13 protein-coding genes are annotated in these 14169 nt (G+C 75.4%); 3 read left to right on the plus strand and 10 right to left on the minus strand.

Annotated elements, in window-relative coordinates:
- Window positions 1-346: 346 nt before the first annotated feature.
- The 5 genes from IE180_RS17805 to IE180_RS17825 form a co-directional block, all read right to left on the minus strand.
- On the minus strand, window positions 347-1657 hold the full coding sequence (locus IE180_RS17805; protein WP_190157866.1) for a flavin monoamine oxidase family protein: 1311 nt from the start codon (window positions 1655-1657) through the stop codon (window positions 347-349).
- A gap of 62 nt (window positions 1658-1719) precedes the next feature.
- Window positions 1720-2016: an acyl carrier protein gene (locus tag IE180_RS17810; protein WP_190157867.1), complete on the minus strand. Its 297-nt coding sequence runs from the start codon at window positions 2014-2016 to the stop codon at window positions 1720-1722.
- Window positions 2006-3556 carry an AMP-binding protein gene (locus IE180_RS17815; protein WP_190157868.1) on the minus strand — a complete coding sequence of 517 codons (1551 nt, stop codon included), beginning with the start codon at window positions 3554-3556 and terminating at the stop codon, window positions 2006-2008. The genes IE180_RS17810 and IE180_RS17815 overlap by 11 nt, the downstream gene beginning before the upstream one ends.
- A gap of 278 nt (window positions 3557-3834) precedes the next feature.
- Window positions 3835-4182, minus strand: coding sequence for a YciI family protein (locus IE180_RS17820; RefSeq protein ID WP_190157869.1), 348 nt, complete (start codon window positions 4180-4182; stop codon window positions 3835-3837).
- A gap of 188 nt (window positions 4183-4370) precedes the next feature.
- Window positions 4371-4703 (minus strand): VOC family protein, encoded by a 333-nt coding sequence (locus IE180_RS17825; protein ID WP_229860554.1) that lies wholly within the window; start codon window positions 4701-4703, stop codon window positions 4371-4373.
- Between the two features lie 33 nt (window positions 4704-4736).
- Between IE180_RS17825 and IE180_RS17830 the strand changes: the two genes are divergently transcribed.
- A complete protein-coding gene (locus IE180_RS17830) occupies window positions 4737-4937 on the plus strand; it encodes a hypothetical protein (RefSeq protein WP_190157870.1) in 201 nt (66 codons plus the stop codon).
- A gap of 333 nt (window positions 4938-5270) precedes the next feature.
- On the opposite strand, the gene IE180_RS17835 is transcribed toward IE180_RS17830, so the two are convergent.
- Window positions 5271-6089: an SDR family NAD(P)-dependent oxidoreductase gene (locus IE180_RS17835; RefSeq protein WP_190157871.1), complete on the minus strand. Its 819-nt coding sequence runs from the start codon at window positions 6087-6089 to the stop codon at window positions 5271-5273.
- A gap of 654 nt (window positions 6090-6743) precedes the next feature.
- On the opposite strand from IE180_RS17835, the gene IE180_RS17840 reads away from it, so the two are divergent.
- A complete protein-coding gene (locus IE180_RS17840; RefSeq protein ID WP_190157872.1) occupies window positions 6744-7802 on the plus strand; it encodes a LacI family DNA-binding transcriptional regulator in 1059 nt (352 codons plus the stop codon).
- A gap of 111 nt (window positions 7803-7913) precedes the next feature.
- Here IE180_RS17840 and IE180_RS17845 read toward each other — a convergent pair whose 3' ends face one another.
- The 3 genes from IE180_RS17845 to IE180_RS17855 are packed head-to-tail and all read right to left on the minus strand — an operon-like array spanning window position 7914 to window position 11379.
- Window positions 7914-8624 (minus strand): sulfite exporter TauE/SafE family protein, encoded by a 711-nt coding sequence (locus IE180_RS17845; RefSeq protein ID WP_190157873.1) that lies wholly within the window; start codon window positions 8622-8624, stop codon window positions 7914-7916.
- Window positions 8621-10042, minus strand: coding sequence for an amidohydrolase family protein (locus IE180_RS17850; protein ID WP_190157874.1), 1422 nt, complete (start codon window positions 10040-10042; stop codon window positions 8621-8623). The genes IE180_RS17845 and IE180_RS17850 overlap by 4 nt, the downstream gene beginning before the upstream one ends.
- A complete protein-coding gene (locus IE180_RS17855; protein WP_373302796.1) occupies window positions 10039-11379 on the minus strand; it encodes a uracil-xanthine permease family protein in 1341 nt (446 codons plus the stop codon). Before IE180_RS17855 ends, IE180_RS17850 begins: the two co-directional genes overlap by 4 nt.
- A gap of 461 nt (window positions 11380-11840) precedes the next feature.
- Here IE180_RS17855 and ppk2 point away from each other — a divergent pair, with 461 nt between their 5' ends.
- On the plus strand, window positions 11841-12809 hold the full coding sequence (gene ppk2, locus IE180_RS17860; protein WP_190157875.1) for a polyphosphate kinase 2: 969 nt from the start codon (window positions 11841-11843) through the stop codon (window positions 12807-12809).
- A 315-nt stretch (window positions 12810-13124) separates the two neighbouring features.
- Here the strand turns inward: ppk2 and IE180_RS17865 are convergent, their stop codons facing one another.
- Window positions 13125-14075, minus strand: coding sequence for an NADP-dependent oxidoreductase (locus IE180_RS17865; protein ID WP_444545782.1), 951 nt, complete (start codon window positions 14073-14075; stop codon window positions 13125-13127).
- Window positions 14076-14169 lie beyond the last annotated feature (94 nt).

Here is a 14169-nt window from a genome sequence, read left to right on the forward strand (position 1 = left end):
CGGCGGAACTCGTGGTTCGGCGGCCTTTCCCGTGCGGTCGTGAGGTGCGGTGCACGGCCTGGGACCGGGCCGGTCGTGACGCATCGCGATCGGCTCGGAGGAAGGGGGCTGCGGATCCGGGCGGCGACGACGCGACCACCGGCAGGGGTGCGGTCGGCGGCGGCTCGGAGCGCGCGGGCATGCGGGGCCGGGGGCCCGGCGGGGGCGACGGGCGTCGGCGGAACGGGTTCCCGGCAGGCGGTTGCCGGAGGGGGCGAGGATCGGTGGGCGGGCGGGCGGGGGCGGGGCGGATGGTTCATCGGTGGCGCGGACGGTCCGTGGCCGTGCCGTCGCCCGTACCGCGGCCCTACCGGCGGGCGAGGACCTCCGCCGCCACCCGGCGGCCGGAACGGACGGCCCCCTCCATCAGTCCGAAGAACTCGGTGCTGGTCTCCGTCCCGGCCCAGTGCACCCGCAGGTGGGGTGCCGTCAGCCCCGGGCCGTGCCGCACCCAGTCGCCGGGCCCGAAGAGGGCGGCGTAACAGCCCTGGCTGTACGTCTCGTTGACCCAGTCGGTCACGTGGAAGCCCACGGGTTCCGGAAGCATCGGGAACAGCCGGGCCGCCTGCCCGACCGCCGCCGAGCGCTGCTCCCCCGGATCGAGCGCCGCGAAGCGGTGGGCCTCGGCGCCCGTGACGAAGCCGGTGAGGACGCCGACTCCGGACCCGGCCGGCGAGTCGTCCACCGTGGACAGCAGCGGTCCCCGGGCGTTCACCGACCACCCCGACAGACCGTGGTCCCGCCAGACGGGTGCCGGGTACACCAGGTGCACCTTGACCGCGCAGCCCCGCGCGGTGCGGTCGCCCGTCCGGCGGGCCGGAGGTTCGGGCCGGTGGTCGACGGCGTCGGCCGGCAGGGGCGGCAGGGCCATGACCGCGACGTCGGCCCGGTACTCCCCCTTCGGGCCGCGGACGGTGACCCCGTCGTCGTCCTGGTGCACGGCGTGGACCGGTTCCCCGAGCCGCACCCCGTCCCCCAGCCGAGCGGCCAGCCGCTCGCACACCTGGTGGGCGCCCCCGTCGATCCGGTCCTGCTGGGCGCCGCCCTCGAAGGCGTTCAGGTAGCGCAGTCCACCGCCCGACCGCAGGTAGAAGGCCACGTGCAGCATGGAGACCCGGGCCGGGTCGGCCGCCATCATCTCGCCCAGGAAGAGCGGGAAGAAGAGCCGGGCGTCCGGGTGCGCGAGGTGCCGCTCGGCCCATGCTTCGGCGGTCAGGGCGTCCAGCTCCCCCGCTCCCGGGGTGAGCCACGGGGCGTCGGGACGGACGGTCGCGGTGAGTTCGTCGAGCCTCTCGAAGAGGTCGCCGAGTGCCACGGCGTTGAGCGGCGGGAACCGGCCGTCCCGGGTGGTCTCCTCGCTCCCGAGGGCGAAGCGGCTGGCTCCCCGCATGGCGGTGGGCGTCGCCTTGAGGTCCAGCCCGGCCATCAGGGAGTGGAGCTCCGTGTGCCGGTCCCCCAGGTAGGCGGCGCCCGCGTCCACCCACCCCCCGTCGGAGACCTGGAGTCCGCGGGCCCGGCCGCCCACCCGGTCGCGCGCTTCCAGCACGGTCACGTCGATCCCGGCGGCGGCGAGTTCGGTGGCGGCCGTCAGTCCGGCGAACCCGGCTCCGACCACCACGGCGCTGGTGACTCCTCCGGATCGTCCGGGAGCGCCGTCGGCCGGGGCCCCGTCGCTCGCGGTCACCGGGCGTCCGCGATCTTCTCGGCGAGCCGTCCGGGGGTCGGAGCACCGAGGAAGTCCTCGAAGGTCAGCTCCACCCCGTAGGAGCGGGCGACGGCGCTGAGCACCCGGGTCGCGACCAGCGAGTCGCCGCCGAGGAGGAAGAAGTCGGAGTCCGCCGAGACGTCCTCGCTCTCCAGGACGCGCCGGAACATCGCCACCACGCCCTCGGTGTCGGCACCGGCCCGGGGGCCGGCGGGGGCGCCCGGGCCGGCGGGCGGGTCCCCGGCGGCTGCGGCGGTGGTGTCAACGCTCATCAACGGTCTCCTTTGACCTGTTCACGGTTGCGTAACGCTGGTGCGAGGCTCTTCTGTCGACCTTTCCGCTGGTGGTCAGCACGAGGTGCGGGACGACGGTGATCCGGCTCGGCACGAGATGGGCGGGCACCCGCTCGCGCAGGTAGGCCCGCAGGTCGCCGTCGAGACACCGCGGCTCGGCGTCCGGCCTGGGCACCACATAGGCGACGAGTGCGGCGCGGCCGACGCTGACGGCTCCGGTGACGGCCACCGCGTTCACCGCGGGGTGGCCGGCGAGGTGCGCCTCCACCTCGGCCGGATCGACGCGGATGCCCCGGATCTTGATCTCGTCGTTCAGTCTGCCCTCGTGGGTGAGGAGGCCGTCCGGCGTCCTGCTGACCCTGTCTCCGGTGCGGAACCGGCGTTCGCCGCCCACGACCGCGTACCCCTCCTCGGTGGCCCGGGGCATGTCCAGGTAGCCGAGGGCCACCGCCGGGCCGCCGATCAGCAGTTCGTCCCGGTCCCCGATGTCCTCCACGACGTGGGGCAGGGGCCGCCCGATCGGCGCCCTGGTACCGCTCGCCCAGTCCCAGCCCGGGGCCGGGGCGCCGGGGCCGTGCAGGTCGACGGCGTGGGTGATCAGGGTGGTCTCGGTGCATCCGTAGGTGTTGACCAGGCGGACGCGGCCCGTGGCGAGGCGGCTCCAGTCGGCCAGTCGGGCGGGGCTGACGGCCTCCCCGCCGATGACCACCAGCCGGACGCGGTCGGGAAGCGCCGTCCCCTCCTCGGCGAGGTGGAGCACGAGTTCGTGCCAGAAGGCCGTGGGCAGGTCGAGGACGCTGACGCGTTCGCGCTCGACCGTCCGCAGGAACCGCGGGAAGGACCCCGAGTGCGCCTCCCGGTCGAACACCAGGGCGGCTCCGGCGGTCAGCGTCGGGAGGATCTCCTCCAGCGAGGTGTCCCAGTTGAGCGAGGCGAACTGGAGCACCCGGTCCTCCTCCGTGAGGGAGAAGAGGTCGCGGAGGGAGCGCACGGAGGCCGCAATGGCCCGGCGCGGCGTCACCACCGGCTTGGGCCGGCCGGTGGAGCCCGAGGTGAAGAGGATGTACGCCGGCGCTTCGGGACTCAGGTCCTGTCCGAGGCCGGTGGTGGTCGACGCCGTGGCCCGCCCCGGCTCCTCCTGGCCCGACCGGATGACCGGCAGGCCGAGTCGGGGGTCGAGAGCCGTGCCGGTGTCGATGACCGCGCGGCAGCCGGCCGCGGACGCCATGTCCTCCTGCCGTGCCGGCGGGAAGGCCGGATCGACGGGACAGTAGACGCCTCCGGCGGCGAGCACGGCGAGCAGCGCGACGACGGTTTCCGGGGTGTGCGTCGCCGGCACGGCGATGGCTCCGCGCCGCGGCCCGAGCCGCCCCGCGAGGCCGTTCACGAGCTCCTGCAGCCGGCGGTACGTCACGACCCGCCCTTCATGGACGAGTGCCGCGCGCTCCGGGTTGCGAAGTGCGGTCTCCGTGAAGGCCTGGATGAGGTCCGGGGTGGTTCCATGGGTCTCGCACTGCATCGACCTGATCGCCCCAAATAAGCTTGAAAGCGCCTGTCCGTGCCCGACGAACGGGGACTCTACCGGCGAACAGGTGTTGCCACAATGGGAGTTGGGAGAATCGAACGGCCTCTGCGAGCACGTCGTGACGGCATGTGCTCCAGCAGGTCAGAGCCCCTGCGAAGGTTCCGCTTCCGCTTCGACGCGGGGGGCGCCACCGGAGGCGCCCCCACCGCGGAAGCCGATTCCGGGTCTTCCCTCCGGGGGGCTGAAAGTGGGGGGTGGGCGGACGGGGTCGTTCAGGCGGATTCGAGGATCGGACGGATCTCGACGGTCTCCGGGGTGGGGAGGCTCCGGGCCGGTTCGACGGCTCCCTCGCGGTCGGCCACGTCGACGACGAACCAGCCGCCGAGGGTCTCCTCGCCGGTGTGCGCCGGTCCGTCGGTCACCGTCGGCGTCCCGTCGGCGGTGGTGCGCACCGTCGCGGGCGCGGTGCGCTCGGTCTCCAGGGCTTCGCCGCCGACCAGTTTCCCGGCCGCGGCGAGGCCGCCGATCCAGCCCTCGTACTCCTTGCGGTGGGCGGCCCGGCCGGTCTGGATCCGACGGCGCGACTCGTCCGTCTCGAAGATCACCCGTGCGAATTTCATGGAACTTCCTCTCCGGTCGCCCTACGGACGACCGCTGTTGACGGTGTGGGAGGAGGAGGGCCGGTTCAGGCGGTTCCGCCGACCGGGGCGACGCGGGCGAGCGCGCCGATCTCGAGCGCGGTCCACAGGGCGCCGTCGGGGCCCGCCGCGATGCCGAACGGCCCGCGGACGCCTGACGCGGTGGGGCCTCAGGCGTCCGCGGGGACGGACGGGGTGACCCACTCGACGAACTGGACGGTCACGCCGTCGGGGTCGGTGATCTGGAAGAGGCGTTCGCCCCAGGACTCCTCGCGCAGCGGCATGGTGATCTCGACGCCCTCGGCGCGCAGCCGCTCCTCCTCGATGCCGGTGCCGGTGCCGGTGAAGGCGAAGGCGAAGGCGAAGGCGAAGGCGAAGGCGAAGGCGAAGGCGAAGGCGACGATGAGGCCGGAGGCGCACTGGTCGCGCCGGCCGGCCGGCAGCACCTCGGTGCCGCGTACGAGCAGGACGACGTCGACCGCGGCGCCGCCCCGCGGCGACATCACCCCCGCACCGCCGCCGCCCTGCTCGGCGCGGTGCACCGCACGCTCTTCCAGCGCCTCCAGGAACTCACCCTCGCCGGCCAGGAGAACGCCCGGATCTCCGCCACCGTCGTCGCGGAGGCGGACAGCGCCTTCGGCCTGCTGGAACCCTCCCTCGCCGACTACGCCGCAGCCTGGGCCGGGCGTCACCCGCCCGGCCCTCCGCCGGTGCCCCGCCCGTGGCGGCAGGGGTGATCCACCGAAGCGGCCCCGGGGCGGGAGGCGACGGCGCGAACGCCCGCCGAGCAGTGGACGCAGCGGCCCGCCGCCCGGGCGGAGACCGAGGAGACCCGGGCCCGGGCCCGGGCCCGGCGCGTACAGCCGTGGCCGTGCGCGCGTCCGGGGCACCTGCCCGTACCGCGCTCCCGGCCGGGTGCGGCCGCGCCCCCTCGGAAAGCCGGTTCCGGTTGCCGCGGCCGGAGGGCGCGCGGGCCGCACCCGACGGGTCGACGGGCACGGCGGCCGTCCGGCCCCGGGTGGAGGCCGGCCGGCTGGTCACGGCCGGTCGCCCCCGCCCGTGACCGCCGGTCAGGCGCGCGGGGCGCGCGGCTCCAGGCGGAACTCGAAGCCGAGGGTGCCCGGGTCGAGCGCGGTCGCGCCGCCGTCGACGGTGAGCACCGCGCCGTTCACGAACGAGGCGGCGGGCGACAGCAGCCAGGCGACCGCCTCCGCCACCTCCTGCGGCTCACCGGGCCGCCCGGCGGGCAGGACCCGGGTCACCTCCTCGTACGCCGCCTCCAGACCGTCCCCGCCCAGGCCCGCCTCGTCGGCGAACCGGTTCATCCGGCGGTCCGCCATGTCGGTGCGCACCCAGCTCGGGCACACGGTGTTGGCGCGCAGCCCCGCGCCCCCGTAGTCGACGGCGAGCGAGCGGCACAGCTGGAGCAGCGCCGCCTTGGAGGTGGCGTAGGCGGCGTTCCCGACGCCGTTGCGCAGGGCGGACACCGAGGCCACCGCGACCACCGCGCCGCGGGCGTCGAGCAGGTGCGGGAGCGCGGCGCGCAACAGCAGGAACGGGCCGGTGAGGTTGGTCCGCATGACCTCGTCCCAGTCCTCCGGGGTCACCTCGCCGACCCCGCCGCCCCGCCCGATGCCGGCGTTGAGCACCAGCCCGTCGAGCCGCCCGTACGCGCCGACCACCGTCTCGACGAGCGAGGCCACCGCGGCGGGGTCCCCGATGTCCGACGGCACGGGCAGGGCGCCGGTCTCCTCGGCGACCAGCCGCAGCGGCTCGGTGCGGCGCCCGGACACCGCCACCTTGTGTCCCGCCCGGGCCAGCGACCGCGCGGTCGCGGCCCCGATCCCCGTCCCGCCTCCGGTCACCAGGTACACGCGCTCGTCCGCCATGTCCGCCGCCTCTCCCGCGTCTCGTCCGCCGTCCCGGTGATCTTAGGCACGCGCCGCCCCGGTGCCGGCCGGCGACGAACCGCACGGCGGGCGCGCCGGTCCGGGAGGCGGGGCCGGGAGCGGTCTGGCGCCGGGCGGGCCGTACGCCGGATCATGAGGGTGATCACGGACGGGTGGGGAGGGCGACATGGGCGACCGGACGGACGGCGGGCCACGGGTACGGGACGCCGTGGCCGACGACCGGCCGGCCCTCCGGCCCTTCCGCCCCATCCGGCCCTTCCGGCACGGGATCGTCGCCGCGGGCGAGACGTACGCCCGGGACCAGGACTCCGACGAACGGGCAGCCCGGGCCCTGTGGTCGGCCCCCGGCCCCCGGCCCCCGGCCCCCGGCTCCCCCGCCCTCGTCGTCGAGGCCGGGACGGCGACGGCACCGGGCCGCGGCGGAGGCCGGAGCGGCGGCCGAGGCCGGACCGGACGCGGCCGTTCCCGCTTCGGCTTCACGGCCCCGGGCACCGTGCCGGAGGCGTACGGCCACCCCCGGCGCGGCCCGGTCGGCCTGAACGTCCTGCACCGCCGGCTCCGGGCGTCGGCGAAGATGGGACGCCCCACCACCCCGTCCCGTGCCGTGCGGCACGACCAGAGGAGCGACGACAGATGTCCCCTTCCGGGTCCGGAGCGAGCCCGCGACCGCCGACGATCGCCGACGTCGCCCGTACGGCGGGGGTGTCGCGGACCACGGTCTCGCACGCCCTCAACGGGCTCGGCAAGGTCGACCCCCGGACCCGTGAGCGCATCAAACAGGTGGCGGCCGAGCTGGGTTACCGCCCCAACCTGCGGGCCCAGCGGCTGCGGCGCGGCGAGGCCCGGGCGATCGCGCTCGCCTCGTCGATGCCCTTCGCGGTGGCCGGCGGCCCGTCCCGGCTCGGCTTCTACATGGAGGTGGCCGCCGCGGCCGCCGAGAGCGCGCTCCTGCACGACTACGCGCTCGTGCTCGTGCCGCCCGTGCGGTCGGGCGCCGCACTGGACTCGGTCGACGTCGACGGCGCCATCGTCGTGGAGCCCGACGTGGGCGACGCCGCCGCGGCCCGGCTGCGGCGGCGCGGCCTGCCGTACGTGGCGCTCGGCCGGCCCGTCTCGCCGGACGAGGCCGTCCCGTACGTCGACCTGCACGGCGCGGCCGTCGCCGAGGCGCTCCTGAACCATCTGCGGGAGCAGGGCGCGAAGCGGCCCGCCCTGCTCGTCGGTTCCGGTGACCGGCACTCGTCGGTGGACGCGCGCGCGGCCTACGAACGGCTCGCCGCCGAGCACGGCTGGCAGCCGATCGTGGCGAGCGCCCCGGAGACCGGCGGCGAGCAGGCGGGCTACGAGCGGTGCGCCGCCCTGCTCGCCGAGCACCCCGGCCTCGACGCGGTGTGCGCCCTGGTCGACGCCTTCGCCGTGGGCGCGCTGCGGGCCGTCCGGGAGAGCGGGCGCGCCGTCCCCGACGACGTCATGGTCGTCACCCGTTACGACGGCCTGCGCGCCCGCACCGCGCAACCGCCGCTGACCGCCGTCGACCTGCACCTGGACCGGGCGGCGGCGGCCGCCGTGGACCTGTTGCTCGGCCGGCTGCGGGGGGACACCCCGGCCGAGGCCGTGGTGACGGTGCCGCCCCCGACGGTGATCCCGCGCGGTTCGTCGCTGCGGACGCCCCCGCCGACGACGGGCCCCTGAGCCGTTCCCGTCCCGCCCCGCATCTCCGTCGGCCGACGGGGGCGGGGCGGGGACGGAGGTACGGAGGCGGGGCGGCGGGGCCGGGGAGTGCGGCGGGCGGGGCGGGCCGGATCAGACGCCCGCCATGAGCACCGCGCCCGACACCAGCGCGAAGACCAGCACGAACAGGCGCATCCTGCGGGCGTCGATCCGGTGGTGCACCAGCCGGCTCAGCCACGCGCCCGCGCCGATCGCCGGCACCAGCGCCAGGGCGGGGCCGAGGTCCGCCGCGTCGCCCCGCCCGGTCGCGAACAGCAGCGCCAGCGAGGCGACTTCGCCGACGAGGAAGCAGGCCGCCACGGTCGAGCGCAGCTCGGCCGGCGGCCGGTGCTGGTAGACCAGCGCCAGCGGCGGGCCGCCGACGCCCGTCGCCGTCTCCGTCAGGCCGGTCACCGCGCCCGCGCCGAGGTAGGCGGCCCTGCCCGGCGTGAAGGCCGGTGCCGCCAGGCTCACCACGGCCGCCAGGACGGTCGCGAGGCCCACGTACAGCCCGAGCCGGCGGTCCGGGATCACCCACAGCAACGCCAGTCCGGCGGGCGTGGCCGCGAGCCGCGCGGCGGTGATCCAGCCCGCGCCGCGCAGATCGAGCGAGGCCCGTTCGCGCCAGGCGACGTACAGGTTGAGCGGCACCATCGACGCCAGGACGAACACCGGCAGCAGACCGGGGTCGAGGATCCCGGCCACCGGGGCGACGATCAGCGCGAAGCCCAGGCCGCTGCTGCCCTGGACGAAGGCGGCGGCGGTCACGGTCAACGCGAGCACCGTCAGGGTCTCACCGGTCATCGCGCCGTGCTCCGTTCCCGGCCGGCCGCGGCCGCACGGGCCCGGGTGGACGTCGGGTGCGCGCGGGTGATCGCCGCCCGGGACACGGTCGCCTCGGCCAGCGCGGCGGCGCGCCGGACCAGTGCGGCCCCGTCCCACCCGACCGGTCCGCCGCACCACATTCTGAGGCGTCCCGCGACGAACACGGCCGTGATCTGGTCCCTGTTGCCGCGCCGGACCAGCTCCCAGGGGAGGTCGTGGGAGAGCGCGAGTTCGGGGGTGGTGACGTCGACGAGGAGGAAGTCGGCCGCCAGGCCCGGGGCGATCGTGCCGGTGCGCGCGCCCAGGCCCACGGCGTCGGCGCCGCCACGGGTGGCGTGCTCCAGCCAGGTCCAGCCCGCGCCGCACGAGGAGTCCCCGCCGGCGAGGCCGTAGGCGATCCGCTGGGCGAACTCGGCCGCCTCGGCGAGCCGGAAGCCGTCCCCGCGGGTGCCGTCGGTGCCGAGGCCGAACCGGATGCCGCGCTCGGCCATGGCGGTGGCGGGCGCGACGGCGTTGCCCTTCCACGCGCTGGCCACGGGGTTGTAGCTCACGGCGGTACCGGTGGTGGCGAGCAGGGTGAGTTCGCGCGGGGTGAGCAGGGTGGCGTGCGCGGCGAGCAGTTGGGGTCCGAGCGCGCCGATCGCGTGCAGGTGCTCCAGCGGCCGCAGGCCGTGGGTCAGCAGGGACCGCTCGACGGCGGCCAGGTGCTCGTTGACGTGGATCTGGACGACGGCCCCGGCCGCCGCGGCGAGCGCGGCGGTCCGGCGCAGCGTCTCCTCGGTGGCCGCCTCGGGGATGGAGACGGCGAGGGAGGCGTGGACCAGGGGATCGCCCTCGTACCGTACGAGGTGCTTCTCGGCTCGCTCCAGGACGCCGGGGCCGGCGGGGGCCGCGCCGTCCTGGTCGTTGCAGACGAGGCCCAGGACGCAGCGGAGGCCGGCGTCACGGGTGGCGGCCGCGATCACGTCCACGTCCACGTCCGCGCGGGTCCCGGCGTCCGTGACGGTGGTGAAGCCGCCGCGCAGTGCTTCGAGCGCGGCCAGCTTGGCGGCCGCGTAGGCCGATTCCTCGTCCAGTGCGCCCTCCAGCGGCACCCACACCCGGCGGAAGATCTCCGACGGCTCGCCGAAGGCGAGGGCGGCGCCGAAGCTCTGGGTGAGGTGGTGGTGGGCGTCGACGAAGCCGGGCATGAGGAGATGGCCGGGAAGGCGTGCGGGGGCGGTGTCCGGGTGACGTCCGACCAGTTCCCCGACCGGTCCCACGGCGGTGAAGACGCCGTCGGTGACGACCACGGCGTGGTCGGTGGCGGGGCCTTCGGGCAGGAGGACGGCGTCCGGGACGAGGAGGAGCGGTCCCGGGGAGTCGAGCAGGTCTCGCAGGGGGGTGTGCTGGTTCATCGGTCGCTTTCCGCGCGGGGGCCGGCCAGCCGGGCGACGACGCCGGGCCGGACGTGGTGGAAGAGGATGTTGAGGACGACGGCGACGAACGCGCCGACGGCGACGCCGCTTTCGAGGAGGATGCGGAGGTTGGGCGGGAAGCCGCCGTACACGCCCGGGACGAGGATCGGGAGCAGGCCGAGGGCGAGGGCGACGGCACAGACGAAGGTGCTGGTGTGCCGGTCGAGGTCGGAGCGGCCGAGCATCTGGACCCCGAGGACGGTGATCACGGCGAACACGACCATCGCGGTGCCGCCGACGACGGCGGACGGGATGACGCTGATCGCCCGGGTGACCGGGGCGAGGAAGCCGATGGCGATGAGGGCGACGCCGGCGGTCGCGGTGACGAAGCGGCTGCGGACGCCGGTGACGCGGACGATGCCGATGTTCTCGCCGCTGGTCACCATGAGCGGCAGCCCGAAGAATCCGCCGAACAGGGAGGTGAGGGCGTCGCCGCGGACGGTCCTGGGCACGTGGACGCGCCGGTCGATCTCCTTGCCGACGGCCTGTGCGTTGATGACGGTCTGGCCGGTGGCCTCGGCCATCGAGGCGAGGCTGTAGAGCATCAGGGGCAGCGCGGCGAGCAGGTCGAAGCGCGGGGCGCCGAAGGGCATCAGGTGCGGCAGGCCGAGCAGCCCTCCGTCGGCGGCGTGGCCGAGGGGGACGCGGCCGAGCACGGCGGCGAGCGCGGTGCCGGCCAGCAGGCCGAGCATGACGGCGAGTTGGCGCACGACGCCGGAGAACAGCAGGTAGAACGCGACGGTGAAGCCGATCGTCGCGATGCCGAGCAGGAGGTTCTGCGGCTGGGCGAAGCCCGGTTCACCGGGACGGCCGGTGACCAGGACGGCGCCCACCTTCACCAGGTTCACGCCGACGATGACGATCATCGTGCCGATCACCAGGCCGGGGAAGAACGCGAGCAACCGCGAGAAGAGGGGCAGCACGACGAAGGTGAACAGCGCGGTGAGGATGACGGCGCCGCACGCCGTCGGCAGGCCGTGCTGTCCGGCGATGGCCAGGAACAGCACGAGCGGGGCGCCGCCCGGCAGCATCACGAACGGCAGCCGGGGGCCGAACTTCCAGGGTCCGAGCGACTGGACGAGCGAACCGACGCCGGACAGGACGAAGGCCGCGGACAGCAGATCGACGGTCAGCCGGGCGTCGAGCCGCAGGGTGGCGCTCATCAGGAAGATCGCGGAGATGGGCGTGGCGGCCATCACGAGCACGTGCTGGACCCCGAAGAGCAGGATCCGGCCGAGGGGACGGCGCTCGTCGACGGGGTGCACCGCGGGCGGCACCGGCGGTCCGTCGGCGAGGGGGGCGCCCGGCGCCTCGTCCGGCGGCGCGGCCGGGCTCGGGAGCGGGGCGGGGGACGCGGGGGACGTGGGCGGGGGCAGGGACGGGCGGGGGCGGGGACTGGACACGTTCGAGCTCCGTTCGGCGTTCGATACGTCGTGGTTCAGCCGCGATCCGGCCCCGGACGGGGAGCCAAATCGATTTGGCCAAATCGATTTGGCCGTCAGTATGTGAGGGTGCGACCGGGCCGTCAAGAGATCCGACGCGCAAGCGGGCACGAGGACGACCGCCGGCGCGGGCCCTGCGCGGCGAGGTCGCTCCGCAGGAGGCACCGGCCACGCCCCCGGTGACCGGCGGCGGTCTCGCGGGCGCACCCGCCGGTGGAAGTGCCTCTGCGGCCCCGCGGCGGACGGGCTTCGACCGCGCGGCCATACAGTCGGCGCGCGGCGGGTAGGCGCACCGCGTGAACGAAAGGGAATCACCGCGGAAGGAAGCCGAGGAGCTGCTGTCCGGGCTCAGCGTGGACGATCGCCGGCCGGAACAACCCGTACTGCTGGACTCCTCCGGCGCCCCGATCCGCACGTGGCAGGAGAACTATCCGTACGAGCACAAGATCCGCCGCGCGGAGTACGAGCGGAGCAAGCGGATCCTGCAGATCGAGCTGCTGAAGCTGCAGCGCTGGGTGAAGGAGACCGGCGCACGGCTGGTGGTGGTCTGCGAAGGGCGGGACGCGGCGGGCAAGGGCGGCACGATCCGGCGGTTCACCGAGCGGCTCAATCCCCGCGGGGCACGGATCGTGGCGCTGGACAAGCCGACCGAGCGGGAGGCGGGACAGTGGTACTTCCAGCGGTACGCCGCCCACCTGCCGGCCGCCGGTGAGATCGTCTTCTTCGACCGCTCCTGGTACAACCGCGCCGGTGTCGAGAAGGTGATGGGGTTCTGCACCCCCGAGCAGCACGAGCTGTTCCTGCGGCAGTGTCCCGCCTTCGAGGCCATGCTCGTGGAGGACGGGATCCTGCTGGTCAAGTTCTGGTTCTCGGTCTCCCGCGCCGAACAGCGCACCCGCTTCGCCATTCGCCAGGTCGATCCCGTACGGCAGTGGAAGCTGTCCCCCACCGACCTCGCCTCGCTGGACCTGTGGGACGCCTACACCACCGCGAAGGTCGAGATGTTCCGCGCGACCGACACCGACCACGCGCCATGGACGGTGGTCAAGAGCAACGACAAACGACGCGGACGCCTCGAAGCCATGCGCAGCCTGCTGTGGCGCATCGACTACGACCGCAAGGACGAGACGGCCGTCGGCCGCCCCGACACCCTCGTCGTCGGCGCCGCCGACACGCTCCTGGAGCCCGGCGAGGAACCCACCGACCTCTCCCCCACCCCTCTGGCCGGCCCTCCCCTCGGCCCCGGCCTGCACCCCAACCCCTGAGCGTGCTGCAGAAGGTGGCGTCCGGTCGGGCCAGGGCCGGTGTCCGTGCCGGCCCGGTACACGCCGACGAGGGCACGGCGGACACCGCAGAAGGCCCCCTACGACGTCACCGCGCCGAAGCGGAGCCCCCGTCCGACGGAACGAACGGCCCCCTCCGGAGCGGGCGCCCGCAGGCGGGCGGCCGCTCCGGAGGGGGCCGGGCGCGGTGACCGGACGCCGGGGCCGGGGTGGCCGGCGGCCCCGGCAGGCGGCCCCGGCGGCCGGCCCCGGCGGGCGGCCCCGGCGGGCGGCGTGGCGGTCGGGCGTGGAGCGGGGTCAGGCGACCGTCAGGACGATCTTGCCCGTCGTGCGGCCCAACTCGCCGATCGCGTGGGCCTCCGCGGCCTCGGCGAGCGGCAGCACGGTGTCGACCACCGGCCTCAGCGCACCGCGCTCCACCAGGGCGGTGATCTCGCGCAGGCCGAGGTGGTCGGGTTCGACCAGGACCCACGCGGCCCGCACACCGTCCTGGGCGGCGGGCACGTCGTCCGGGCCCGGCAGCGTGATGAGCCTGCCGCCGTCGCGGAGGACCTTCAGGGAGCGCTCGGCCGTCTCTCCTCCGAGGCCGTCCAGCACGACGTCGACGTCGGAGACGACGTCCTCGAAGCGGGCCGCACGGTAGTCGACCACCTCGTCGGCGCCCAGCTCCCGCACCAGGTCGTGCTTGGCCGCGCTCGCGGTGCCGATGACGTACGCGCCGCGGGCCTTGGCGATCTGCACGGCGAGGTGCCCGACCCCTCCGGCCGCGGCGTGCACCAGCACGCGCTCGCCGGGGCGGACGTCCGCCGCGTCGACGAGGGCCTGCCAGGCGGTGAGGGCGGCGAGCGGCAGCGCGGCCGCCTCCACGTGCGTGAGGGACGACGGCTTCGGCGCGAGATGGCGCGCCGGTGCCACCACGTACTCGGCGTACCCGCCCGCCTGGCGCGGGAACAGCGGCATTCCGAAGACCTCGTCGCCGGGGCGGAAGATCCCCACGCCGGGGCCGACGGCCTCGACCGTGCCGGACACGTCCCAGCCGAGGACGGGCACGTCGCCCCATCCGATGAGGGCGCCGCTCGCGCGGGTCTTCCAGTCCACCGGGTTCACCCCGGCCGCGCGCACCCGCACCAGGACCTCGTTCAGGCCCGGCTCGGGGCGCTCCACCTCGCGCTCGACCAGGTTCTCGGGTCCGCCCCACTGCTCCACGACCACCGCACGCATGCCGTCCGCCTCGCTTCCGTCTCTCATCGGAACGCCGCCGGATCCCTTCCGGCGACGACCGCTCCACGATCGGATGTTCCGCCCCGGCGCGGTGTTGGCCTCCTAGCCACTATGTGACAGG

This window comes from Streptomyces litmocidini (assembly GCF_014649755.1).
In the GTDB taxonomy this organism is placed as follows: domain Bacteria; phylum Actinomycetota; class Actinomycetes; order Streptomycetales; family Streptomycetaceae; genus Streptomyces; species Streptomyces litmocidini.